The sequence below is a fragment of the Oceanotoga sp. genome (assembly GCF_030445905.1).
GTDB lineage: Bacteria > Thermotogota > Thermotogae > Petrotogales > Petrotogaceae > Oceanotoga > Oceanotoga teriensis.
This window is the reverse complement of record NZ_JASUSU010000003.1, coordinates 49,249-75,226: the sequence shown is the minus strand read 5'-3', so window position 1 is coordinate 75,226 and position 25,978 is coordinate 49,249. Positions and strand designations below refer to the sequence as shown.

The window sequence follows — 25,978 nt, the reverse complement described above, 5'->3', positions numbered from 1 at the left end:
TCATTTTTTAAAATAAGTCGAAAATTCATTATCAAGCCATACTTCAATACTATCACCAATATTTAATATTGAATCATCCAAAGAAAAACGAAATCCCTGACATCCTCGTTGACAAGGTTCATTATATAATTTTCTATCACAACCATATCCCTTTTCAATTTTTTTCTGCAAAACTGAAGGAAATTTTTCAATTACATCTAAATATTTATCTGTTTTTTTAGATCTTACAACTAAACAATAATCATGTCTGACAGATAAAGCAAACTCCCACATTCGCATTTGATATATATCTTTTACAGATAATTTCCTATTTTTATTCTTTATATAAGAATAAGCAAAATGAACTTCAAATATAGATATTATAGGTACACAAACCATTCCCATATCTATACAATGTCTATGTAACTTCAAAGACATCTCTTGAACTTTTTCAGGCAATGAATATAAAAAATCTTTCAAAATATCTATTACATCAGTATCTTCCGTTTTTATTAATCTATAATCACAAATTAAAAGATTATCATGATTAAAATCATGCTTATACCTCTTTTTTCGCAATTCTATATCTGCAATAGACATGATTTTTAATCCCGTTAATAAAATAGGATTTTTTGGATATGATACTTCTAAAAACTCTAAATCTGAGATATTAACCTTTTTTTCTTTTAAGTCAATGCCATTAAAAACAAAACCACAAAATTCCAAAAACCTCAAACACTTAATCAACTTAGTTCCAGAATTCTTAGGCTTGATTTTATTTCCATTATCATCAATAACTGCGATAAATGATGGTAATTCAGTTACCAATAATGAATTATTATTATCTGATAATTTACTATGATAACCAATATTAGATAAAAGATCTGTTATTTCATACAAAAATGGATAATCTGTTTCATTAACTGGTTTCTTTTTCAAACTAAAATATAAATGCCCATCTGAATTTAAATGATCACAAAATAAATATAAAAAATTCCTGTAAGCAATAATACCTTCTCTTATACTTTTTTCATTTGCAATATCCTTAAACATAGGATTTATAGAGTAATTTTCAGGTATATTTGCTGGTATCAATTTTTTTATATATTTAGCAATTTCATCAATAGGTTTTAAAATTACTGGACCTCCATGATGTGTACTCATATTTTCCCCCCTTTTTTACTAATTATATAAAATTTTTTCAAAACTTTTAATAAATTATACACCTTTATACTAAAAATAAAAAACTGTTGGAATTAAAAATAAAAATTCCAACAGTTCACTATATTAATTATTTATTATTTATTTTTTATCATATCATCAATAGCTTTTGCAGCACTCTTACCAGCACCCATAGCTAAAATAACAGTAGCTGCACCAGTAACAATATCTCCGCCAGCAAAAACTTTATTCTTAGATGTTCTTCCATCATCATCTGCAATAATACATCCTTTTTTATTTGTCTCAATATCCGATGTAGTAGAAGATATCAAAGGATTTGGTGTAGTACCTATAGACATAATAACAGAATCAACATCTATAACAAACTCAGAACCCTCTATTGGTACAGGCCTTCTTCTACCTGAAGAATCCGCTTCTCCCAACTCCATTCTGATACATCTAATACCTTTAACCCAACCATTCTCATCAGATAAAATTTCAACAGGATTAGTCAAAAGTTCAAAATTAATTCCTTCTTCTTTTGCATGATGAACCTCTTCACGTCTTGCAGGAAGTTCCTCTTCACTTCTTCTATAAACAATATAAACTTCACTTCCAAGTCTCAAAGCCGTTCTTGCAGCATCCATAGCCACATTTCCTCCACCAACAACAGCTGTCCTTTTACCAGGCTTTATAGGCGTATCATAATCATCTCTATAAGCCTTCATAAGATTAGCTCTAGTCAAAAACTCATTGGCAGAAAAAACTCCTTTTGCATTCTCACCAGGAATATTCATAAATCTCGGTAATCCTGCACCTGAACCAATATAAACTGCTTCAAAACCTTCTTCAGAAATAAGTTCATCTATAGTAACAGTTCTACCAACAATAACATTAGTTTCTATTTTAACTCCAAGATCTTTAAGTTTATCAACTTCAGGCTTAACAACCTTATCTTTTGGAAGTCTAAATTCAGGAATTCCATAAGTCAAAACTCCTCCTGCTTCATGAAGTGCTTCAAAAATTGTAACTTCATAACCAAGTTTTGCAAGATCTCCAGCACATGTTAATCCAGAAGGACCACTCCCTATAACAGCAACCTTATGACCATTGAAAACTATATCAGAATCAACTTTAAAATTATTCTCAAGAGCCCAATCAGCTACAAATCTTTCGAGTTTTCCAATGGCAACAGGTTCACCTCTAATACCCAAAACACATTTACTCTCACACTGAACCTCTTGTGGGCAAACCCTTCCACAAACAGCTGGTAAAGAAGTATATTTACTCAAAATCTCATAAGCTTTATCAAAATTTCTCTCTTTGACAAAACTTATAAAACCTGGAATATCTATAGAAACAGGACATTTAGAAACACACATAGGTCTTTTACAATTCAGACATCTCGATGCTTCTAAAACAGCTTCCTCTTCATTATAACCAAAAGAAACCTCTTCAAAATTAGATCTTCTAATATCTGGTGACTGTTCTCTAACTGGTACTCTATCAATCTTAGACATTCAAATCACCATCCAATCTACATTTATGATTTTCCTCTTCCTTATAAGTAGATTGTCTACTCATAGCCTCGTCAAAATCTACCAAATGTGCATCAAACTCTGGCCCATCCACACAAGTAAACTTAATTTCATCATTAACTGAAACTCTACATCCGCCGCACATACCAGTACCATCGACCATCAAAGTATTAAGACTTGCTATAGTTTTAATATCATATTTTTTTGTAAGTTCAGCAACAAACTTCATCATAATCATCGGTCCAATTGTCACAACAATATCAATATTTTTAGACTTAATAAGTTCTTCAAGTTTATCAGTAACAAGTCCTTTAAATCCAAAACTACCATCATCTGTACAAAAATGAACATTGGCATTAAGACTCTCAAACTCATTCTTTAAAATAACAAAATTTTCATTTTTAAAGCCTAAAACAACATCTGTACAAATACCTAAATCAGAAAAAAATTTCACTTGTGGATAAACTGGAGCCGCTCCAACTCCACCACCAACAAAAACTACTTTTTTATTTCTCAATAATTCAAAATCTTCAGAAATAAAATCTGAGGCATTTCCCAAAGGTCCTGCAAAATCCTTTACAAACTCTCCAGAACCAAGAGAAACCAATTTCTTAGTAGAATGACCTAAAGCCTGAACAACAATCTGAACAGAACCTCTTTCAGAATCAAAATCTGAAATAGTCAAAGGTACTCTTTCACCTTTATCATCAACTCTAACAATGATAAACTGCCCAGGCTTAGCTGATTTAGCAACCCTTGGTGCTAAAATATCCATTTTATAAATATTTTCAGCAATCATTTCATTAGATAAAATTTTAAACATATAAACTCCTCCTGCAAAAAAAATCCAATCAAACAAAATATATCACAGGAAAAAAATATATTAAATAATACCCTGTTAAGGTATGATAACAAAAAAATTATTTTTCAGAATACACTGGATCATTAGCTATTTTAGTTTTCATTATCTTATTCTCTTTCAACACAAAATAAAGTGTTATAAGAGCTGAAAGACCGTCTGAAATTGGAAATGATAACCAAATACCTAAAAGTCCAAATAAATTGGACATTAAAAATGCCATAGGAATAAAAATTAAAATTTGTCTTGACATAGATAAAATCAATGCTGGTCCAGCTTTACCAATAGCCTGAAACAGTGATGAACCTATAACTTGAAATCCAACTACCCATATACAAGCTGAAGCTATTCTCAAAGCTGGAGCTCCTTGAGAAATAAGTTCCAAATCCTTACTAAAAATTCCTATTAAAAAATGTGGAAAAAACTGTAAAATAATAAATCCAGTTGTAGAAAAAATACTCGTAACAATCATAGAAAGGCTCATGACCTCTTTAACCCTATCAAATTTCTTAGCACCATAATTAAAGCCTGAAATAGGTAAATAACCTTGAGCAACACCAAAAAGTGGCATCAAAGTAAACATTATAAGTCTATTTATAACTCCATAAATAGCTATAGACAAATCTCCACCATAAACAGCTAACAAATTATTCAAAACTATTGCCATGACACTTCCTGCAACCTGTCTTGCAAAAGCAGAAGAACCTATAGCAAAAGTCTCGATAATGATCTTAAAATTCCATTTAAACGGATTAAAATTAAAATTCAAAATACCTTTATTTGTAAGATAATACAAAAGTAAAAAACTAAAACCAATAATTTGAGAAATAACAGTTGCAAGAGCTGCTCCTCTTATACCCATATCAAAAGTAAAAATAAAAATAGGATCGAGAATAATATTCATACCAGCAGAAATCAATAAACTAAACATAGAAATATTAGCAGCACCTTCTGCTCTTACGGTATTATTAAAAATCATACCCAAAACAAAAAATACACTACCATATATTATGACTTGCATATAATCTTTAGCATAAGGTAAAATAGTTTCAGTTGCTCCAAATAAAGATAAAAGCTGATCCAAAAACAAACTTCCAAAAATAGTTATAATCAAACCCATAGCAATACCTGTAGAAACCATATTTCCAAAAGTAAGCTCTGCTTTATCCTTATCTTTTGCTCCAAGACTTCTCGAAATAATAGAAGCTCCACCAATACCTATCATCTGCCCAAAAGCCATAACAACCATTTGAATAGGAAATCCTATTGAAATAGCTGCAATTCCTAAAGTTCCAACTCCTCTACCAATAAAAATAGTATCAACAAAATTATAAAGAGCCTGAACCATCATAGCAATTGTAGCTGGCAAGGAAAGCTTCAAAAGAAGCTTTCCAATAGATTCATTCTCCATCATCTTTTCTCTATCTGTCATAAAAAACACTCCTCATGTATCACTCTTATTAAGTTCTAAAATATTGTTTATCATAATATCCAAAGTATTCAAAAATTTTTCAATATCATCATCAGAAATTCCTTTAGTTATAGCATTTTCCCATGCAATTATCTCTTTTCTGATGAGTTTTTCATATTTAATGGCTTTCTCAGTAACATAAATTCTATTCTTTCTCTTATCTTTATCATCAACCTTCTTAACAACATAACCCTCTTTCATAAGTTTCTTAATAGCTCTTGCAGTATTAGATTTATCTATTTCCAATATCCGACTCAAATCTTCTTGAGTCAATCCATCCTCTTCTCTAACCAAATAAATTAAAAAATGAATCTGTCCCTTTCCAAGATTGTATTTACCTATTATATCCAAAAAAACATGATGTGAATTTCTCGATAAACAGGACAATCTTCTCCCTATATATTTCAAATCATCCATAAAAAATCCCTCCGTACAAGCCAAAATAGTTGCGATTACAACTATTTAAAAATTATACACAAAATTAGTTGCGATTGCAACTAATTTTATGTTAAAAAATAAAAAACATTGTAGTCTACTTTACAAAAAATAAAAAAATATTGAGGTATAATTTGTAATAATATACTAACTCAAAATTAACGTAATCACTAAAAAAGGAGGGAACAACATGCTTTCGCTGATTGGGGTAGCGATAATAATCATAGGATTCATATTAAAATTAGATACAATAGCCGTAGTTCTTGTTGCTGGAGTTATAACTGGTTTAACAGGTGGACTTAGCATTATGGAAATATTAAGTATAATAGGTCAAACCTTCATAGATACGAGATATATGTCATTATTTCTTTTAACCCTTCCTGTAATAGGGGTACTTGAAAGATATGGTTTAAGAGAAAAGGCTGCAGACATGATAAAAAATATGAAATCAGTTACAACTGGAAGAGTTTTAACAATATACTTATTAATAAGAGAACTCGCAGCAGCTCTTTCATTAAGACTTGGTGGTCATGTACAATTTATAAGACCTCTTGTAAATCCAATGGCATATGGTGCTGCAGAAAAAAATTATGGTGATATCGATGAAAAAACAGAAGACGAAATAAAAGGATTCTCCGCAATGGCAGAAAATCTTGGAAACTTTTTTGGCCAAAATGTATTCGTTGCAGCAGGTGGAGTATTACTAATAGTTGCAACTCTACAAGAACAAGGAATAGAAATAAAACCTCTTGATGTTGCAAAAGCTTCTATACCAATAGCAATATTTGCTTTCTTATACGGAGTAATACAACATTATATTTTGGATAAAAAAATACAAAAAAAACTATCCAAAAAAAATGGAGGTAAATAAAAATGAAAAATACATTATTAGAAATATTTTATATAATATCTGGACTAATATCAATAACAGCGGCTTTTTACAGTTTAAAAGATAAAAAACACCCTCATAGATTAGAAACTGCATTATTCTGGTCAATATTTGGATTTATATTTATAGCTGGAAAATATATACCCTCATGGATAGTTGGAATACTAATACTAATAATGGGTATATTAACGGCAACCAAAAGAGTAACTTTTGGTTCACTCATAAACTCAACAGAAGAATTCAGAGAAAAATCATCAAAATTAATTGGGGGAAAAATATTCATACCTGCTTTAACAATAGGAATAATAGCCTTTGCTGTTGCCCAAGGAATACCTTCACTTGGTGGTTTAGTTGGTCTTGGATTTGGTGCATTAGCTGCTACAATAATCTCATTCTTTATAACAAAAGCAAAACCAAAAGAATTTACATACGATAGCTCAAGATTATTATTACAGATAGGAGCTGCAAGCATACTTCCACAATTATTAACAGCACTTGGTGCATTATTCACAAAAGCCGGAGTAGGAACTGTAATATCTGATGGAATAGGAAATTTTGTACAACAAGGAAACATACTTGGTGGAGTAATAGCCTACTGCCTTGGAATGGCTATATTCACAATGATAATGGGAAATGCATTCGCCGCATTTGCAGTAATAACAGCTGGAATAGGAATACCATTTGTATATTCACAAGGTGCAAACCCTGCAATTGCAGGATCATTAGCTCTAACTGCAGGATATTGTGGAACATTGATGACACCAATGGCAGCAAACTTCAATATAGTTCCAGCAGCAATATTACAAACAAAAAATAAAAATAGAGTTATAATCTCTCAATTTCCTATTGCAATAGCATTATTAATAACTCATATACTATTAATGTATTATTGGGCTTTCTAAAAAAAGGAGATGAAAAAATGAAAGTATTAATAACAGGTTTTGATCCATTTGGTGGAGAAAAAATAAACCCTGCTTATGAAGCTGTAAAAAGACTTCCAGATGAAATAGAAAACTCAGAAATAATAAAAATAGAAATACCTACAGTATTCAAAAAATCTTATCAAAAACTCGAAGAAAATATAAAAATTCATAATCCTGATATAGTGATATGTATAGGACAAGCTGGAGGAAGATTTGAAATAACCCCTGAAAGAGTTGCAATAAATATAGATGATGCAAGAATAAAAGACAATGAAGGAAATCAACCAATAGATCAAAAAATATTCGAAGATGGTGATCCAGCATATTTTTCAACTCTTCCAATAAAAGCAATGGTCAAAGAAATAAAATTACAAAATATTCCAGCTTCAATATCAAACACAGCGGGAACATTCGTATGTAATCACATAATGTACTCATTATTATATTTAATAAACAAAAAATATCCAAACATAAAAGGTGGATTCATACATGTACCTTTTATAAATGAACAAGTTATTGATAAAAGAAATACACCATACATGAACTTAAATGATATAATAATAGGCTTAACCTCAGCAGTAAAAGCCGCTATAAAGTATAAAGATGATATAAAAACAATTGGAGGAAAACTCCATTAATATCATCCAAATGCCCCCTTAAAGGGGGTTTTTTTATTATATAAATAATTTTGAAATATCATATTTTTATGATATACTTTTATAGAGACCATACGGTCTCTATAAGGAGGGATAAAATGAGTAAAGTATTAAAAATAAAAAATGATATTTTTGATTATTTAACTTTTGGAAAAGGAGATAATATATTAATAATGATTCCTGGACTCGATGATGGATTTTCTTCAGTTAAAGGAAAAGGTTTAATATTTTCTCACTCATTAAAAAAATTCAAAAAAAATTTCAAAGTCTATATAATTTCAAGAAAGAGAAATATGCCTAAAAATTATAGTACCTTAGACATGGCAAATGATTTAAATAATTTTATAGAAAAATTAAATATAAATCATTTCAATCTATTAGGTACATCTATGGGTGGTGCAATAGCACAATATTTTGCAATAAATCATCCAAAAAAATTAAAAAAATTATGTTTAGCCGTTACTTTCACTGGAAAATATGATACATTAAAATATATATGTAATTATTGGAAAAAACTTGCTCAAGAAAAAAACGGTTATGAACTCATGAAAAGTTCTTCTGAATATTCATATACAGAAAATGAACTAAAAAAACAAAGAAAATACTTTCCTTTAATGAAACTATTAAAATTCAATATAAACTATGAAAGATTTTTAATACAAATCAATGCCTGTATAAATCATAATACTGAAAACATAATACATAAAATAAATACTCCTACTTTAATAATAGGGGGAAAAAATGATAAAATAGTAGGAAATAAAGAAGCTATTTTTATGAACTCCGAAATAAAAAACTCTTTATTATACCAATCAGAATACGGACATGCATTAATGGCAGAAGAAAAACAAAATTATGAAAATACAATAATAAATTTTTTTAAGGAGTAATCAAATGAAAAAAGCCTTTTATAATATATCAGAAGAAAAACAAAACAAAATTATAAAAATCTCTATTGAAGAATTCTCCAAAAATGGCTATAAAAATACATCCTTAAATACAATTATAAAAAAAGTTGATATATCTAAAGGAGGCATGTATAAATATATAGATTCAAAATTTGAATTATTTGAATATATAATAAATATTTCTACTGAAAAAATACTAAAAAATATGCCCTCATTTAAAGGAAATAATATATATGATGATCTCATAACATATGCAATATGGGAATATGATTTTTACAAAGAAAACCCAAAAATATACTCATTATTTGAAAAAATAATTTTATATCCTTCATGCAAAGAAGAAAAAATAATACATGAAAATATTATCAAAACATCAAATACATATTTTTTTGATATCATAAAAAAATGCAATATATCAACAGAAAAATCTAATATCATATTTTGGACTCTAAAAGGTTTAAATGAACTATATATAAAAAATATAATCGAAAAAGAATCCTATATATCACAACTAATGAAATATATTAATATATTAAAAAAAATATAAACTAAAATATAAAAATTATCTAATCGAGCTTATCAATTAGCTCGATTAATTTTTTTATTTAAAAACAAAATAAATGGTATAATAAAAAAAATATTCTATGGAGGGAAAAATATGAAAGAAGCTGATATGTTCAACAAAATGTTCAGTAAAAAATTACAAGAAAAAATGACGGATAAATTATTAAATTATATAGCCCCTCTTGGCAAACAAAAAAATTACTCAAAAAATCAAATAGTTGAAATATGCGACTCAAATCACATATACATAGTAACAAATGGTTATTTCAAAAAACTCGTATACTCTCCTGAAGGAAAGGAAATAAGTTTTTACAGATTAAACGCTGGAACAATATTTGGAGAAATGGATTTCTTTGATAATCAAAAAACCTTTGGAATAGTAAAATCATTAGAAGAAAACTCATCAATATCCGCAGTAAACAGAAAAATAATAGAAGAAATGTTAATCACAGACAAAGAATTATACTGGTGTTTTATGCATTCAATAATAAGAAAATTTAGAATAATATCTTTAAACTATGTAAATTCATTATCAAACGACTCAACTGGAAAATTAGCTGGTTTTCTCATTGCTTTAATAGCACAACATGGTCAAAAATGTACACAAGAAAGCAAAATAATTCCATATCCATACACACATCAAGAAATTGCAAACGCACTTGGAATATCAAGAATAACCATAACAAAATCGATAAATGAACTAAAAAAACTTGGTTTAATAACATATTATGGTAAATATATAAAAATAGAAAATCCAAAAGAACTCATGAAACTATACAAAACAGTATGGTAAAAATATTTTCAAATAAAACTAAGAAAAAATAAAATAAATGCAAATAAGTAGTCTTATACAAAAATAATCAATCACAATAACATATAAATAACTTAGAAAACAAAAAATTATCATGATAACATAAATTTGAAAACATTCTGAAATCGATTGCATATCATTATTAAAATTAATCAATCCTTTAAAAACCTATTCAATAGAGTATTTTCATTTTTTTAATCCCTCTATGAAATCGATTGCATGATATTTGTATATTATTATTAAGGTGGATGAATACTTATGGATAAAAAAATTACAATAAAAGATATTGCTAAAAAAGCTGGTGTAAGTACCTCTACAGTTTCAAGAGTACTAAATGATACATTACCAGTAAAAAAAGAAACAAAAGAAATAATAATAAAAACAATAAAAGAATTAAACTACTATCCAGATTCATTGGCAAGAAGTTTGAGAATGGGTAGTACAAAAACAATAGGAATAATAATTCCAGATATATCAAACCCATTTTTTTCTATGCTCGTAAAAGGATCAGAAGACTATCTAAGAGAACAAAACTATTCAACAATAATATGTAATTCAGATAATAAAAAAGAAGATGAAAAAATAGTAAAACTACTACTCGAAAAAAAAGTAGATGCAATACTATATGCTGGTATTGGAAATCTTGAAAAATTCAAAAAAATAAAAACTCCGATCATATACATAGACAGAATAGAAAAAAACTCAAATTCATCATACATAGTATCAAACAATTATCAAGGAATGACTACATTACTCGATTATCTTCTAAAAAACAATCATAAAACATATATATTCATCTCCGGAGATGAAAACATATTTTCAGCAAGTGAAAGACTCAGAGCATTTACAGATTTTTCAAAAAAACATAAAATAAAAAATCAAATAATACAAGCTGATTACACATTCCAATCGGGAATAAGAATTGCAGAAAAAATTCAAACAATACCAGATGCAATAGTATGCTCAAACGATTTAATGGCCTATGGAATAATTCAAGGTCTAAAAAACAGAAAAATAAATGTACCAAAAGATGTAAGTGTTACAGGATATGATGACATACTATTCAGTGCAATGTTCAACCCACCATTGACAACCATAAAACAACCAATATATCAAATGGGAAGAACGGCCTCAGAAATAGTAATACAAATATTACAAAAAAAAGTAAAAGAAAACCCTATAAAAATGTTCAAAAACGAATTAATACTAAGAAACAGCGTATTAAAAAGAAAATGAGGTGAAAAGATGAAAAAAACTGGAATATACAACTCAATAATATCCTCAGAAATTGCAAAAATGGGACATACCGACATATTGACAATAGTTGATATGGGATATCCTATACCAAAAGAATCAAAATATGTCGATATAGTACTCGACAAAGGGAAACCCTCCTTCAAAGAGGTGCTTCAAATAGTTCTAAAAGAATTAGAAATAGAGCAAGTAATAATAGCATCAGAAATAAAAGAAAAAAACAAAGAACAATATGAATACATAACAAAAAATATAAAAACCACCATAAAAGAACTAACACATGAAGAATTTAAAAAACATGCAAAAGATTCAAGATTCTTCATAAGAACAGGAGAAGCCAGCCCTTACTCAAATATAATGTTAATCTCAGGAGTAATATTCTAATGCTGTTAAAAATGGAAAAAATCTGCAAAGATTTTTCAGGTGTAAAAGCATTAAAAAGTGTAGATTTTCAACTCGAAAAAGGAGAAATACACTCATTACTTGGAGAAAACGGAGCTGGAAAAAGCACATTAATAAAAATACTTGGTGGTGTATATACGGCAACTTCAGGTGAAATATACTTAGAAAATCAAAAAATGAACTTCAAAAATCCTTTAGACTCACAAAAAAAAGGTATAGCCATAATTCATCAAGAACTTATGCTCGCCGAAAACTTAAGCATAGCTGAAAATATATTTCTTGGCAAAAAAATAGGAACCATATTCAACACAAACATAAAAAAAATGATACAAGAATCAAAAAAATACTTAAACATGCTTGGCTTTGAAATAGACCCTTCAGAAAAAGTAAAAAATTTAAATGTATCCCAAAAACAACTCGTAGAAATAGCTAAAGCATTATCATACAATTCAAAAATAATAGTGATGGATGAACCAACAGCAACAATAACAGAACATGAAGTAAAAAAACTATTCAAAATAATGAAAGATCTAAAAAAAGAAGGTATATCCATAATATTTATAACTCACAGAATGGATGAAGTATATGAAATATCAGACAAAGTAACAGTATTAAGAGATGGAGAATTCATAGGATCTGGTGAACTAAAAAACTATGAAAAAGACACTTTAATAAAAATGATGGTTGGAAGAGAAGTAAAAGACATGTATCCAAAATTCAATAAAATAGAAGACGAAATAATATTTGAACTAAAAAATTTTGAAGTAGAAAATCATATAAAACCCTTAAGTTTCAAAATTCAAAAAGGTGAAATATTTGGAATAACGGGACTTGTTGGATGTGGAAAATCAGAACTTGCAATGGGACTCTTTGGAATAATGAAAAACAAATTTGAAAAAATGATCATAAAATCAAAAGAAATAAAACATTTAAAAAATCCTTTAGAAGCGTTAAAAAATGGAATAATAATAATTCCAGAAGAAAGAAAAAGTCAAGGAATAATACCAGGATTAGATATAACAAAAAACATAATACTACCAAACATAAAAAAATTTGGAACTTCATACTCCATAAATTGGAAAAAAGCTGAAAAAACAGCTCAAGAAGAAATTCAAAAATTCAGAATAAAAACACCTAATCAAAGACAAAAATTAAAAAAATTATCTGGTGGAAATCAACAAAAAGTAGTAATCTCAAAATACTTAATGAGACAACCTGAACTTGCAATATTCGTAGAACCAACAAGAGGAATCGATGTTGGTGCAAAAATAGAAGTATACAATCTCATAAATCAACTTGCAAATCAGGGAATAGTAGTAATACTAATATCTTCAGAAATTCCTGAAATAGTTGGACTATGCGATAGAACTATGGTGATGCACAGAGGAAAAGTATCTGGAATAATAAACTCCAAAGATATGGATCCAGAAAAAATACTAAAAGCAGGAACGGGGTTGACAGAAAATGACAAAAAATAAAATTTTAACATTCTTAAGAAAAAATCCAGCTTTAGTTGGTTTTATAGGAATATTTATAATACTATCCATAATATCTGACAGCTTTTTAAGCATATACAATATAACAAACATATTGAGACAAACATCGATAATATCAATAATTGGATTTGGAATGACACTTGTAATACTAACTGGTGGAATAGACTTATCTGTTGGATCAACATTCGCATTAAGTGCAGTCATAATGGCAAGTATTGTAAAAGCTGGAAATCCAATACTTGGAATAATAGTTGCTTTATTAGTTGGTTCAGCAATAGGGGCATTAAATGGAATAATAATATCAAAAGGAAAAATACAACCATTCATAGTAACACTCGCAATGATGGCAATAGCAAGAAGTTTAACCCTTGGATTCACTGAAGGAATACCGATATCAGGATTCAGTTCAGGATTCAGATTTCTTGGCAGAGGTGACTTTCTTGGAATACCAATGCCTATAATAATAATGTTCATAGTATTCTTCATAACCTATTATATACTCAAAAAAACAAGACTTGGACTATATACATACTCAATAGGCGGAAATGAAGAAGCTACAAAACTATCTGGAGTAAATGTAGACAAATACAAAATAATAATATATATGATAAGTGGATTATTTTCAGCAATCAGTGCAATCATACTTACAGCAAGACTAAACTCTGCTCAACCAACATTTGGAACAGGTTATGAATTAGATGCGATAGCAACCGTTGTACTAGGTGGAGCCTCATTAGCTGGTGGATATGGCGGAGTATTTGGAACATTATTTGGAGCACTGCTACTCGGAACCATAAACAATGGAATGAATTTGTTAAACGTATCTCCATTCTATCAAGATGCAGTAAAAGGAGTAATAATACTAATAGCGGTACTTCTTGAAAAAGAAGACTAATATAAGGAGGTTGTTTTCAGTATGAAAAAAACATTATTAACATTATTAGCCTTAACCCTCATCATGAGTATTGGATTCTCATTCACATTAGGTTTATCCGTATCAACACTCAACAACCCTTTCTTTGTAGCATTAAAAGATGGTGCAGTAGAAAAAGCTGAAGAATTAAATATAGATCTAATAGTTGCAGATGCAAGAGATAACCCTGCAAAACAGTTAAATGATATAGAAGATATGATTCAAAGAAAAGTAGATCTAATAATAATAAACCCTACAGACTCAGATGCAATAGCATCATCAGTTGAAGAAGCAAACGATGCAAATATACCAGTAATAACTGTAGACAGAGGCTCAAATGGTGGAAAAGTATTATTACATATAGCTTCTGACAATATAGCTGGTGGAGCAATGGCTGCTGAATTTATAGCAGAAAAATTAAATCAAAAGGGAAAAGTAATAGAATTAGTAGGAATACCTGGAACATCTGCAGCAAGAGATAGAGGAGCAGGATTCGATCAAGGAATATCAAAATACAAAGATATAAAAGTTGTAGCAAGACAAACAGCAAACTTCAACAGAGCAGAAGGATTAGTAGTAATGGAAAATCTATTACAATCAAATCCAGATGTAAATGCAGTATTTGCTCAAAATGATGAAATGGCATTAGGTGCAATAGAAGCTTTAAAATCTGCTGGAAAACTAAAAAATGTAGTAGTAGTAGGTTTTGATGCAGTACCAGATGCTATAAAATCTGTTCAAAACAAAGAAATGGCTGCAACAATAGCCCAACAACCAGAAAAAATGGGAGGACTCGCAGTAACAAAAGCAGTAGAATATCTAAACACAATGACAGTATACTTCCCTGTTGACTTAAAACTTGTAAAATAAATAAAAAGCGGAGCTATTTTTAGCTCCGCTATCGACTTAATGTCAAAAGCGGGGGTGTAAAAGCATGAAAATGAAATTATTTACAAGAATCTTACTATCATTCCTAATAATATCTATAATACCTATAACCTTACTAATATATATGCAATACACCGAAACAAGCGAAATATTAAAAAACGACACATATCAAACATTAAACTCAATAAATGATGAAAAATTACAAAAAATAGAAAACATATTAAACAAAGCTAAAACAGATATAAACCACATAACAAACATAAAAGAAACACAAGATGCTTTCACTATGTTCAAAGGTGGATTAAGACTTGGTGGAAAAGAAAGCAGCTCCTATCAAAATGCATTAAAAGACTTCAAACCCTTCTTCGATAACTATATAACATCTTATCAATATTCAGATATAATACTAATAGAAAAAAGCGGTCAAATACTATACAATACGACACAAAATGAAATGATAAATCAAAACATAAACGAAACAAATCAAACAATAAAACAACTATTAGACATATCACAAGAAAAAACAAACATATCAGACTATATAAAAATACAAAATCAAAACTATATATACATAATATCTCCAATAAACTCATATGGAAGATTTGCAGGATGGGTAATGCTTGAAATACCCGAACAAAAAATAAATCAAATAATACAAAATACAGAAAACAAAAAATATACAAGCTATATAACAAACTCAAACTCAATTCTAAAAACACCTTATAAAAATCAAAAAATAAATGAAAAAATACAAACAAACACCAATTCCCAAGAATTAATAACCTCAAATTCTCTTTTGAACATAGACGAAAACAAAAAATGGACAATAACAACTCAAGTAGATAAAAACGAAGCTTTCAAAACTCTAAATTCATTCATACAAAAATTACTAATAATAGCTATAATAATAATAGTAATAGTTATAACAATAGCTATAATAATAACGAGAACAATAACAAACCCAATAAAAAACATGGTAAAAATAACTCAATCAATATCAAATGGAGACCTATCCCAAAAAATAGAACAAACAAGAAAAGATGAAATAGGACAACTTGCACAATCCTTCAACAAAATGATAAAAAACATATCAATAATAATAGAAAACATAAAACAAAGTTCAGAAACAGTATCATCATCCAGTGAAGAACTTTCATCTGCAACTCAAGAAGGAAGTGCAAACTCAAAAATAGTTTCAAACAACATAGAAAAAATAAAACAAGCCATGGATACACAACTCGAAAAAATTCAAAATTCTGAATCAACCTTAGAAGAATTCTTAGATGAAATAAAAATATTAAATACACAATCACAAAAAATAGAACAAAACACAAATTTAATACTAACATCATCAGACAAAGGAAAAAATAATATAGAAAAATCAATAAATCAAATAAAAAACATAAATCAATCAACAGAAAATTCAAACAAATTAATAACAGAATTCTCAAGCTTAACAAACAATATAGGATCAATAGTAGACAGAATAGAAAACATATCACAACAAATAAACCTACTTGGATTAAATGCATCCATAGAAGCAGCGAGAGCTGGAGAATTCGGAAAAGGATTCTCAGTAGTTGCAGAAGAAATAAGAACACTATCAGAAGATGCATCCAAAGCCACAAAAGAAATAAATTCAATAGTAGAAAACATCAAAAAACAATCCAATAAAATTCAAAACTCCATGAAACAATCTGTAGATGATGTATCATCGGGAATAAAAATAATAAACAATACCAATGAAACATTTGAAGAAATATTAAGTTCTATACAAAAAATAAATCAACAAATAAAAACGCAAAATGAAATAATAAAAACACTAAATCAAAACAGTCAAAAAGTAAAAATATCGAATGACTCAATAAAAAATTCGATAATAGAATCAATAAACACATCAGATGAAGTACAAGAAATAGCAACAAATCAAACAAATATAAATGAAGAAATTGCTGAATCATCAAACAACCTTTCAAAACTTGTATTTGAACTAACCGAAATGATAGAAAAATTCAAACTATAAACGGGAGAGTGGAAAAAAATGATAGGAGTTATAGGAAGTACAAATATAGACATAGTACTAAGTGTACACCACTTCACCGCACCTGGTGAAACACAAAAATCAGATATAATAGATACAAATTTTGGTGGAAAAGGAGCCAATCAAGCAATAACTGCGGCAAAACTGACAAAAAATCCAGTATATTTCTGTACAGTTATTGGTGATGATGAATACGGTAAAAAAATAGAAAAAGAATTCAAAAAAAACAATATAAAAGGATACTGCATAGAAAAAGACACCAACACAGGAAGAGCTTATATAGAGGTCTCACAAGAAGGAGAAAATAGAATAATAATACATCCTGGAGCAAATGATAAAATATCAACACAAAAAGTTGATAACTTTTTAGAAAAATATTCCGACAAAATAAAATACTGTATGATACAAAACGAAATGCCAGAAACAACAATAAACTATGCAATAAAAAAACTAAAAGAAAAAAACATCAAAATAATATATGATCCAGCACCAAAAGAAGCAACAAATATAGAAAATCTTAAAGATATAGACTTTCTAACTCCAAATGAAACAGAATTTGAATATTTATTCAGAAAAGTCTCAAATAAAATAGATTTAGACCTTAGAGAAAAAGGATTATTATTCAAAAAATTAACTGGAGTAAAAAATCTAATAATGAAAATGGGATCAAAAGGAAGTCTATTAATAGATGAAAAAAATCAATTATCAACAATAAAATCAATAAAAGTAAAAGCAGTAGATTCAACTGCAGCAGGAGATATATACAATGGATCATTTGTATCAGCACTCTCAGACAAAAATTCAATAGAAAAAAGTCTAATATTCGCAGCAGTATCGGCAGGAATTTCAGTCACAAAAAAAGGTGCTCAAACATCTATACCAACAAGAGAAGAAATAATATCAAAAATAAATTCATAAAAAAGTTATTATATTTTAACAAAAATCTATTTTAAAATAATAAATCATTCAGCTATAATAATGTTAAAATTATTATAGCTGAATTTTTATTTTTATTGGAGGAAAAAAGATTGATCGAACTTATTAAAAAACTTAAAAATCCTATTATTCAAGAAGCAAAAGAACTATCAAAATTTAAAAATAGAATTAATTCTGAAAAAATACAATTAAGAGGTATAGAACAAATTAAATGGGCAAAAGATTCAAAATTAGAAATCGAGTATATAATAATAAATGAGTTTGAAGATTTCGAAAACTATAAATTATATACAGAAAAAATATATAAAACTTCTGATGGAATAATGAAAAAAATTACAAATACAAAATATAGTTTTCCTTGTATTGGGATAACTAAAAAAAATGAAAAAATAAAACCAATTGAAGATTTCGCTATTTTATTCGATGATGTTAAAGATTATGGAAATATTGGAACAATTATAAGGACTGGCAAAGCTTATGGTATAAATAATTATTTAAATACTAATGAAGATTTTGATCCTTACACACCTAAAACAATAGATGCTTCAAGAGGTACTGTTTTTAAAGTTAATTTTCAAAGATTTAATTCATCAAAAAATGTTATAAAATACTTAAAAGAAAATGGATATCAAATTATTGCAACAAGTCCACATGGAAAATCACTACAATCTACTTTAAAATTAGAAAAAAAACCTATCGTATTAGTAGTTGGTAATGAAACCTCAGGAATATCTAAAGAAGTTTTAAATTCTGCAGATCATATCGTTCAAATCCCTATGTCAAATGAAATAGAATCATTGAATGTTGGGGTAGCTTCTGGTATTAGTATTTATGAATTAAAATTAAAGGAGATCTTAACCATGTTATCAGAAAAAATAATTTCAACTCTTGGAAGAGAAATAAATGTAACTTCACAATTAATAAGAAAAGCTTTTAATATAAAGCTGAAAGAAGTAAGTGATTATACAGGAGATCAAATTATTTTTTTAATGGTTTTAAAAAGAGAAAATAAAATATCAAAAGAACAAATAAAAGAGCAATTTGGATATTTTGATGAAAAATTAGAATTTTTCCTAAAAAAATTATATGAAGAAAATTTAATAATTGATCATGAAAAAGAAATCGCAATAACACCTTTAGGGGAAGAAATACTTTCAAAACTATGGCCTTTGCAAGAAAAAACAGAAGAATTAATTTTAAATGATTTTAATGAAGATGAAAAAAATAACTTAAAAAAAAGTCTTAAAAAAATTCAAAACAATTGTTTAAAAATAATTGAAAAATAAACTCATAAAAAACGGATAAGTTATAAACTTATCCGTTTTAATTTTATTCATAATCAAAAAATTTAAACATATTCTGATTCATCAACTTATCTTTCAAAATAACCTTTATCTGATACCTACCCTTATCGAGTTCTGTCAAAATTCTAAAACTAATACAAGGATATGTAAAAGCCTGTGTCACTGGTTCAGATCCAGGTTCCTTTAAATTAATTTCAGCAGTTATAATATCATCATTAATATAAATCTTATCAACACTCAAATCATAACCACCTGTACTTTTCTTACCAATACAAACACTTATCAACCTACCATTCTCATCTATTAAAATTTCAGGTAATTCGCTTCTTGATTTTTTATCAACAATCTCATAATCCAAATCCAAAACTTCTCCCATATCATTCATATCCTTCAATTCAAACTTATCACCCTCAACATCAAAAGTCTTAACCTTAGGGTTTTCTTTTTTTAAATTATCACTATTATCATCTTTTAAATTACCCAAAAAAACCAATCCCCCTAATAAAACGACAACACCACCGATCAAAAAAATCAATTTCATATCCATGATCTCACCTCCGATCGATTAAATTATATAAAAAATAATTAAATAATAATTAAAAAGGGGAGATAAAATCTCCCCTAACAAATTATATATCTAAATAATTAGAAAACAGTCCAATAAGCATCTTTTGTTTCAAATTCATCTAAAGTACTTCCATTATATAAATTATGTGTAAAACTAATTGTATTTCCATTTAAATTTACACTTACAGGAACATTAAACTGCTCATAATCATCTGGAATTTTAACAAGAGAAACATTATCAATTACTGCTAAATCATATCCAGCAGAAGTTGCCTGATCTTTAGCATATTCAAATACTACTGTATGTTCTCCAGCAGATAATGCTACACCAGCATCACCAGATTTTTCACCAGATACTTGAAACTTAACTTCTCCATCAACATATACTGTTAAATAATCATAACCTTCTTCTGTAGATACAAGATAAATAAAATTCAAAATATATCCATTTGTAGCTTCAGGTAATTCTAAATCTAAACTCAATGTTGATTTTTGTTCGTCTGTAAGATTTGTAATTTTTAAAGGTTTTCCACCAAAAGCTACAGAATAGCCTTGTCCTGTCAATATAGGAGTTATTACTGGATCTACATCTCCACCCAATTTCCAACTTGAAACAGTTGCATCTGTACTAGCCAATGTAGGACCTGAAAAATCTCCTGTTTCAAAATCGTCTGTTAATTTAGGTGCAGGCAATTCAGGCATATTAGTTGATTCTATTTCCATAAAGAATTTACTTGTAGCTGGTTTTGTTATAGTTACAGAATCTCCAGTAATAGGATGAGTTGAAATTTCTTCACCCATGGTACCTTTTAATTTTATAGTATAATCACCTTGAGCTTGAGGTTTTGTTATAACTGCTTCAAAAGTTGATGTAAACTGTACAGACTGAGTTGATTCACCATCAACAACAACAACGTCATCAACAGTTATTTGTCTTTCTTCTTCCATTCTCAAATTAGGTGCATTCAAATCAAGATAATCAGGTCCACCAATAATAACATCGTATGTATCAGGATCTATTTGAACAAATTTTGCTTTTCCTTCTGCGTCTGTTTTAGCATAATATGAAGGTTTGCCATTTCTTTTCAAAGAAACAAACGCAGCTGGTACACCTTTACCAAAAGAATTTGTTACTTCAACAATAAAATTTGCTCCTTCTTCAGATGGTAATGAAGCTTTTAATGCTTTCAAAGGATTTATAACTCCATATCCATCATCAACATTCCAGCTACCATCATTTGAAGCTGTATTTTCCATCAATTTTCTTATTTGATAAGGAGTTGCATTTGGATATTTTTCATACAATAAAGCAGCTAAAGCTGAAACGTATGGAGATGCCATAGATGTACCTTGCATAAATTGATAAGGTTCTTCTGCATAACCTTCAAAATCTCCAGCTGTTCCTCTACTTACTGTAGATAATATCTTAACTCCAGGAGCTATTACAGAAACTGAATCTCCTCTTGAAGAAAATCCTGCTAAATCACCATTTGCATCACTTGCACCAACACCAACTATACCAGGAATGGTATTAGGGAATCCCCAATTTTCATCTATATGAGTATTTCCTGTAGATACTATAACAGATACATCATTTTCTAAAGCATAATCAAACATATCTTTTAATTCTTGACCATAACCAGGTCCACCCCAACTATTCTGAAGAATCTTGGCACCTTTTCCAACTGCCCATTCAATAGCAACAGCAAGTTGACCATAAGTTATACCACCAGGAACGTTCAAATAAGGTATCGCTATTATTTTAGCATCTTTAGCAAGACCTACTATACCTGTATCATTATCAACACCTGCAATTATTCCAGAAACATGTGTTCCATGTTCATGATAAGCTTTTGATTTATCAGGTGTAGTTACTGTAGAATTAGGTGTATCCCATGCAAATTCTATATTAGGTCTTATATCTGGATGACTTCCATCAACACCAGTATCTATTACAGCAACCAAAACATCTCTACCTGTTGATAATTTCCAAACATTTTCAGCATCAAAATGTCCAGGTATTAAATTTCCATTTTTATCTTTTTCATCATCTAATGCCCATTGATAAATTGAAAGTGGATTATTATTAAGTGATTTCACTAAATCTGGATCTTCAAATTCAATATTCAAATTAGGCGCTTTCATTTCATTTTTGTAAATATAATTAGGTTCTATTTTTGTTACACCATTTACAGAATTATTTTCTAAAATTCCTTTAACTTTTTTAGGTTCATAATTAGTTTTTACTATTAATTTTTTCATTCCTTTTAAATCAATATATTGATTAAAGCCTAAACTCTTTAAATTTTCAATATCAAAATCATCATTATAAGAAATAATTACTTCTTCACCAGTTTGTTTTATATTAGTTTTTATTTCTGTAGAATCAGAATTAAATCTATTTGAATCATCATTATTCTTCTTATCAAACATACAAGAACTCAACAAAAACATCAATATCAAAATGCTAAAAATTAAAATTATGCTTTTCTTCATTTTTCAATCCCCCCTTTATTGTTCATCTGATGAACCTGTTGTAAAATCAGCATGCAAATCAGGTTCAGATGATTGGAATGGATCTAAAGACCAACTTGTATCTCTCAATCTATAGTCATTAGCAATAGAAAGAGCTATTGTTTGTCTTGTAGAGGAATTTTGATCTTCAACAACGGTTTCATCTTTTTCAACTTTGGCATATGCAACATTTACACCCCAAGCATAGGTCTTATTAGCTTGAAGTTTATCATAAGCATATTCGGTAATATTCAATGAATATTCATCAAGATTATACCATTTAACTCCAGTTCCAACATCTGCAACATTTCCTGTAAAGTTTATAGTTGCAAGTCCATTTATATTAGGAATATTGTATAAATCAAAGCCATAAGCTGGATCCGAAGAAGTAGGACTTTCAAGTGGAGTTATAAGTCCATTACTTGCTTGAGTTTTATCATAAATAAACATATTGTATATATATTCAACAGTTCCATCAACAGAAGACAAATCATTTGTAGTATCCCAAATGAATGCTGTATTTCTATCAACATCAACAGAACTATCTGCAGGTGTCATCAATTCAACATTAAATTGTTCTAAAGGTGTAACTGATCCAAGATATGTAGGTACAGATTCATACCCTTCTGTTGCATTATAAACAGCTGATACAGAATAATAAGCTGTTTTTCCTGGTTGAAGTTCTGATGAACTATCAACGAACATTGGTTTATAATAATATTTAGCATAATCTAATTGTAGAGATAATCTGTACATATAATAGTCATAAGCAAGGCCTGAAACAAAATCAGAACTTACATAACCTATCTTTTCATAAGTTTTCTCTTCACCATTATCAAATGATCTATAAATGTTATAACCTAAAGGTTTTTGCGTATCAACCATATTAGCACCAAGTTTAACTATTGAATCATAATCCAACCAATAAAGTACATTATATAGATTTGTTCCCTTCATATCTGCTTCTGAATAAATAGAATTATCATCAGAATAGAACTCTAAACCCATTCTTCTTGTATATGAATAAACATCATATAACTGTCTTTCAACGGTAGTTGCATTTATAGTTGTCATATTCATAGGTCTATAAATAAAGTCTTTTGTGAGAGCTTCTTTATTATTTGTAACATTCACATACTTTATATCCATTATCCTATTATTATTATGGTCATATGCAACTGTATAAAGAACATGTTCTCCATCTTCATAAGGTTTCGTATTTAAATTAAAGATCTTTTTATCCTCATATGTAGAAGATCTATCAGAAACCATACTTCCAGAACCTGGTATCCTATCAAGTAAAGGAGAGTATATTATAAATTGTTTTAAAGCACCTTTTTTATAATGATCATAATAAACATTAACATCTGCTCCATTATTTACATTTAAAGTTTCTTTTCCATTTTCATCAAACATTATTACTTTAAAATCTGCAAGTTTAGTATTATCAGGATTCGAATTTATAGATGATTTCATAACAACCATATCAACCTTTGAAACTGAATCCTTTTCAACTTTTAAACCTTGAACTCTACTGAGACCATGATTAACTTTTTTAGCTAATATATTCACATATTCAGTAGATTCATTAATAGATGTTAATACCTTATAATATTTAACTCCATTCTCTTCTACTACAGACTGCATAGAAGGAAGCAAATATTCTTTTTCATTAAAAATACTAAATTTAACATTTTCATTAAAAGAACCAGAAACAAATTCAACAGCATTTATCATAATTTCTGTATTCTTAGTATATGATTTTACATTAAACTTAACATCTTTTGTACCTGCAACACTATTAAAAGTTAAAACAACTTCATAAGTCTTTGATTCTGAAGGTGTTAACTTAAACAAATATCCATCCAAAGTTCCCTCTCCACTTTTTTTGGATACAGTTACAGGAAAATCTTCATCATAAACGACAAAATCTTTTAAATTCAAAACAAATTCATAATTGGTAAGTGTCTGTTGATCTGGAATATCTTTTACTAAAAAGTTTTCAACAATCTTATCCTGAGTTTCAGGATTACAACTTATAAGTAAAAAACTTAAGACCAATAACCCCAACACGAAAAGTACTTTTTTCACTTAAATCCCTCCTTAGTGAGTAATTTTTATGACTTTCTCTTTAATTTTTGAATTTTCATTTAATTCAAAACATATAAAATTCAAAAAAAATTAATAATCTTAACTTTATATTATTATACAACTTTAAAATAAAAAAATCAATTTTTAATAAAAAATGAATAAAATTACTTATTGTAAATTATTTTTGAATTTTTTTTCATATGTAAATGATGTGTTTCTTTTCATACTTTATTGTAAAATATAATAGCAATAAAATTTTTATAAATTATTAATCAAATGACATATAAAAAAACTTATCAACTTATCGACATTGGTTAAATCTTTGATAGTTTATAAAATACTTACATTTTTTTTATTTTTATTCAAGATTTAAGTTATAAACTATCAACGTTGATAAGTTGATTTAGTTGATAACTTTCAAAAATATCTCAAATACAATATTTAATAAGTTATGAACTTTTAAATTTAAAAAAATATCAACAAAAAATGTCTATAACTATGTTATCAACATGATTTTCGATAACTCAGTCGATAATTATGTTGATACAAAAAACTATCAACATGATAATAATATACAAAAGTGTACTTATAAGTTATCAACTCATTTTTGTTGATAACAATAATAATAAGTTGATAAGTTATAGACTTAATTTAATAAGAATTCAAGCTAATTTGAATCACTTTTCAACTATCAACATCATATCACTATCACTACTACCATATATATATAAGAGACTATAAAAATTATAAACAATAAAAAAATTCGAAAGGGGTAATAAAATGAAAAGTGGAAGACTTGTATTAATAGTAGGACCTATGTACTCTGGAAAAACATCTGAATTACTATCATATGTTGAAATATATCATTTAGGAAAAAAGAATTACAAAGCTTTCAAACCATCAATAGATAACAGATATGATGAAACATTCATAGTATCTCATAACAATACAAGAGTAAAAGCATATCCTATAAAAGAACCAAAAGAAATATTTAAAATACTTGAAGGAAATGAAAAAGCAGTATTTATAGATGAAATACAATTCATATCAGAAGAATTAAAAGACATAATACTAAATCTAATTGATAAAGGAATAGATGTATTCTGCTCAGGATTAGACTTAAGTTTTAAAAACAATATATTTCCAACAACAAGTATATTAATGGGATATGCAGATGAAGTAATAAAGAAAAAAGCAGTATGTCACGAATGTGGAGAATACACAGGAACTATATCTTATAAAACCATTGAAAATGGTGGAGAAATAGATATAGGTGGATTTGATAAATATATAGCTGTGTGTAGAGACTGCTATAAAAAATTGAATGAAAAACAAAAAAAAGAACAAAAGATAAACATGAACAAATTATTTTAATTAA

At 28.2% G+C, this 25,978-nt stretch carries 23 protein-coding genes; 15 read left to right on the top strand and 8 right to left on the bottom strand.

All coding sequences use genetic code 11. From position 1 onward, the window contains the following. The 5 genes from PWP28_RS01535 to PWP28_RS01515 all read right to left on the bottom strand — a co-directional run bounded on the left by PWP28_RS01535 (window position 1) and on the right by PWP28_RS01515 (window position 5,425). Complete coding sequence (locus PWP28_RS01535) at window positions 1-1,143, bottom strand: hypothetical protein (RefSeq protein WP_308644118.1); 1,143 nt, start codon at window positions 1,141-1,143, stop codon at window positions 1-3. A gap of 134 nt (window positions 1,144-1,277) precedes the next feature. Next, on the bottom strand, window positions 1,278-2,660 hold the full coding sequence (gltA, locus tag PWP28_RS01530; RefSeq protein ID WP_308644117.1) for an NADPH-dependent glutamate synthase: 1,383 nt from the start codon (window positions 2,658-2,660) through the stop codon (window positions 1,278-1,280). Then, complete coding sequence (locus PWP28_RS01525; RefSeq protein ID WP_109604649.1) at window positions 2,653-3,501, bottom strand: sulfide/dihydroorotate dehydrogenase-like FAD/NAD-binding protein; 849 nt, start codon at window positions 3,499-3,501, stop codon at window positions 2,653-2,655. The genes gltA and PWP28_RS01525 overlap by 8 nt, the downstream gene beginning before the upstream one ends. A gap of 97 nt (window positions 3,502-3,598) precedes the next feature. Beyond that, window positions 3,599-4,969 carry an MATE family efflux transporter gene (locus tag PWP28_RS01520; protein WP_264149354.1) on the bottom strand — a complete coding sequence of 457 codons (1,371 nt, stop codon included), beginning with the start codon at window positions 4,967-4,969 and terminating at the stop codon, window positions 3,599-3,601. A 12-nt stretch (window positions 4,970-4,981) separates the two neighbouring features. Continuing rightward, window positions 4,982-5,425, bottom strand: coding sequence for a MarR family winged helix-turn-helix transcriptional regulator (locus PWP28_RS01515; protein WP_109604651.1), 444 nt, complete (start codon window positions 5,423-5,425; stop codon window positions 4,982-4,984). A gap of 208 nt (window positions 5,426-5,633) precedes the next feature. Between PWP28_RS01515 and PWP28_RS01510 the strand changes: the two genes are divergently transcribed. The 14 genes from PWP28_RS01510 (at window position 5,634) to PWP28_RS01445 (ending at window position 19,410) form a co-directional block, all read left to right on the top strand. After that, a complete protein-coding gene (locus PWP28_RS01510) occupies window positions 5,634-6,314 on the top strand; it encodes a DUF969 domain-containing protein (RefSeq protein ID WP_109604652.1) in 681 nt (226 codons plus the stop codon). A 2-nt stretch (window positions 6,315-6,316) separates the two neighbouring features. Continuing rightward, on the top strand, window positions 6,317-7,234 hold the full coding sequence (locus tag PWP28_RS01505) for a DUF979 domain-containing protein (RefSeq protein ID WP_109604653.1): 918 nt from the start codon (window positions 6,317-6,319) through the stop codon (window positions 7,232-7,234). Between the two features lie 17 nt (window positions 7,235-7,251). Then, complete coding sequence (pcp, locus tag PWP28_RS01500) at window positions 7,252-7,893, top strand: pyroglutamyl-peptidase I (protein ID WP_308644116.1); 642 nt, start codon at window positions 7,252-7,254, stop codon at window positions 7,891-7,893. 116 nt (window positions 7,894-8,009) lie between these two features. Continuing rightward, complete coding sequence (locus PWP28_RS01495; RefSeq protein WP_158274812.1) at window positions 8,010-8,801, top strand: alpha/beta fold hydrolase; 792 nt, start codon at window positions 8,010-8,012, stop codon at window positions 8,799-8,801. A gap of 4 nt (window positions 8,802-8,805) precedes the next feature. Beyond that, window positions 8,806-9,366, top strand: a complete 561-nt coding sequence (locus PWP28_RS01490) for a TetR/AcrR family transcriptional regulator (RefSeq protein ID WP_308644115.1) — start codon at window positions 8,806-8,808, stop codon at window positions 9,364-9,366. Between the two features lie 111 nt (window positions 9,367-9,477). Continuing rightward, a complete protein-coding gene (locus PWP28_RS01485) occupies window positions 9,478-10,176 on the top strand; it encodes a Crp/Fnr family transcriptional regulator (RefSeq protein ID WP_308644114.1) in 699 nt (232 codons plus the stop codon). Window positions 10,177-10,452: 276 nt separating this feature from the next. Further along, the gene (locus PWP28_RS01480; protein WP_109604658.1) at window positions 10,453-11,430 is read left to right on the top strand and encodes a LacI family DNA-binding transcriptional regulator; all 978 of its coding nucleotides are present in this window, start codon (window positions 10,453-10,455) and stop codon (window positions 11,428-11,430) included. Window positions 11,431-11,439: 9 nt separating this feature from the next. Beyond that, window positions 11,440-11,832 carry a D-ribose pyranase gene (rbsD, locus tag PWP28_RS01475; protein ID WP_109604659.1) on the top strand — a complete coding sequence of 131 codons (393 nt, stop codon included), beginning with the start codon at window positions 11,440-11,442 and terminating at the stop codon, window positions 11,830-11,832. After that, window positions 11,832-13,328, top strand: coding sequence for a sugar ABC transporter ATP-binding protein (locus tag PWP28_RS01470; protein WP_308644113.1), 1,497 nt, complete (start codon window positions 11,832-11,834; stop codon window positions 13,326-13,328). Before rbsD ends, PWP28_RS01470 begins: the two co-directional genes overlap by 1 nt. Beyond that, window positions 13,315-14,241: an ABC transporter permease gene (locus PWP28_RS01465; protein WP_109604661.1), complete on the top strand. Its 927-nt coding sequence runs from the start codon at window positions 13,315-13,317 to the stop codon at window positions 14,239-14,241. The genes PWP28_RS01470 and PWP28_RS01465 overlap by 14 nt, the downstream gene beginning before the upstream one ends. 21 nt (window positions 14,242-14,262) lie before the next feature. After that, window positions 14,263-15,129, top strand: coding sequence for a ribose ABC transporter substrate-binding protein RbsB (gene rbsB, locus PWP28_RS01460; protein WP_308644112.1), 867 nt, complete (start codon window positions 14,263-14,265; stop codon window positions 15,127-15,129). A 64-nt stretch (window positions 15,130-15,193) separates the two neighbouring features. Next, entirely contained in the window at window positions 15,194-17,170 is a 1,977-nt protein-coding gene (locus tag PWP28_RS01455; RefSeq protein WP_308644111.1) for a methyl-accepting chemotaxis protein, read from the top strand. An 18-nt stretch (window positions 17,171-17,188) separates the two neighbouring features. After that, window positions 17,189-18,106, top strand: coding sequence for a ribokinase (locus PWP28_RS01450; RefSeq protein ID WP_308644110.1), 918 nt, complete (start codon window positions 17,189-17,191; stop codon window positions 18,104-18,106). A gap of 110 nt (window positions 18,107-18,216) precedes the next feature. Further along, a complete protein-coding gene (locus tag PWP28_RS01445) occupies window positions 18,217-19,410 on the top strand; it encodes an RNA methyltransferase (protein WP_308644109.1) in 1,194 nt (397 codons plus the stop codon). A gap of 43 nt (window positions 19,411-19,453) precedes the next feature. Here PWP28_RS01445 and PWP28_RS01440 read toward each other — a convergent pair whose 3' ends face one another. From PWP28_RS01440 to PWP28_RS01430, 3 genes are all read right to left on the bottom strand, one after another. Next, complete coding sequence (locus tag PWP28_RS01440; RefSeq protein WP_305081304.1) at window positions 19,454-19,975, bottom strand: protease complex subunit PrcB family protein; 522 nt, start codon at window positions 19,973-19,975, stop codon at window positions 19,454-19,456. A 98-nt stretch (window positions 19,976-20,073) separates the two neighbouring features. Next, window positions 20,074-22,491: a S8 family serine peptidase gene (locus PWP28_RS01435; protein ID WP_305081303.1), complete on the bottom strand. Its 2,418-nt coding sequence runs from the start codon at window positions 22,489-22,491 to the stop codon at window positions 20,074-20,076. Window positions 22,492-22,506: 15 nt separating this feature from the next. Then, window positions 22,507-24,600, bottom strand: a complete 2,094-nt coding sequence (locus PWP28_RS01430; protein ID WP_305081302.1) for a hypothetical protein — start codon at window positions 24,598-24,600, stop codon at window positions 22,507-22,509. Window positions 24,601-25,380: 780 nt separating this feature from the next. Between PWP28_RS01430 and PWP28_RS01425 the strand changes: the two genes are divergently transcribed. Continuing rightward, entirely contained in the window at window positions 25,381-25,974 is a 594-nt protein-coding gene (locus PWP28_RS01425; RefSeq protein ID WP_109604668.1) for a thymidine kinase, read from the top strand. The last annotated feature ends 4 nt before the right edge of the window (window positions 25,975-25,978 follow it).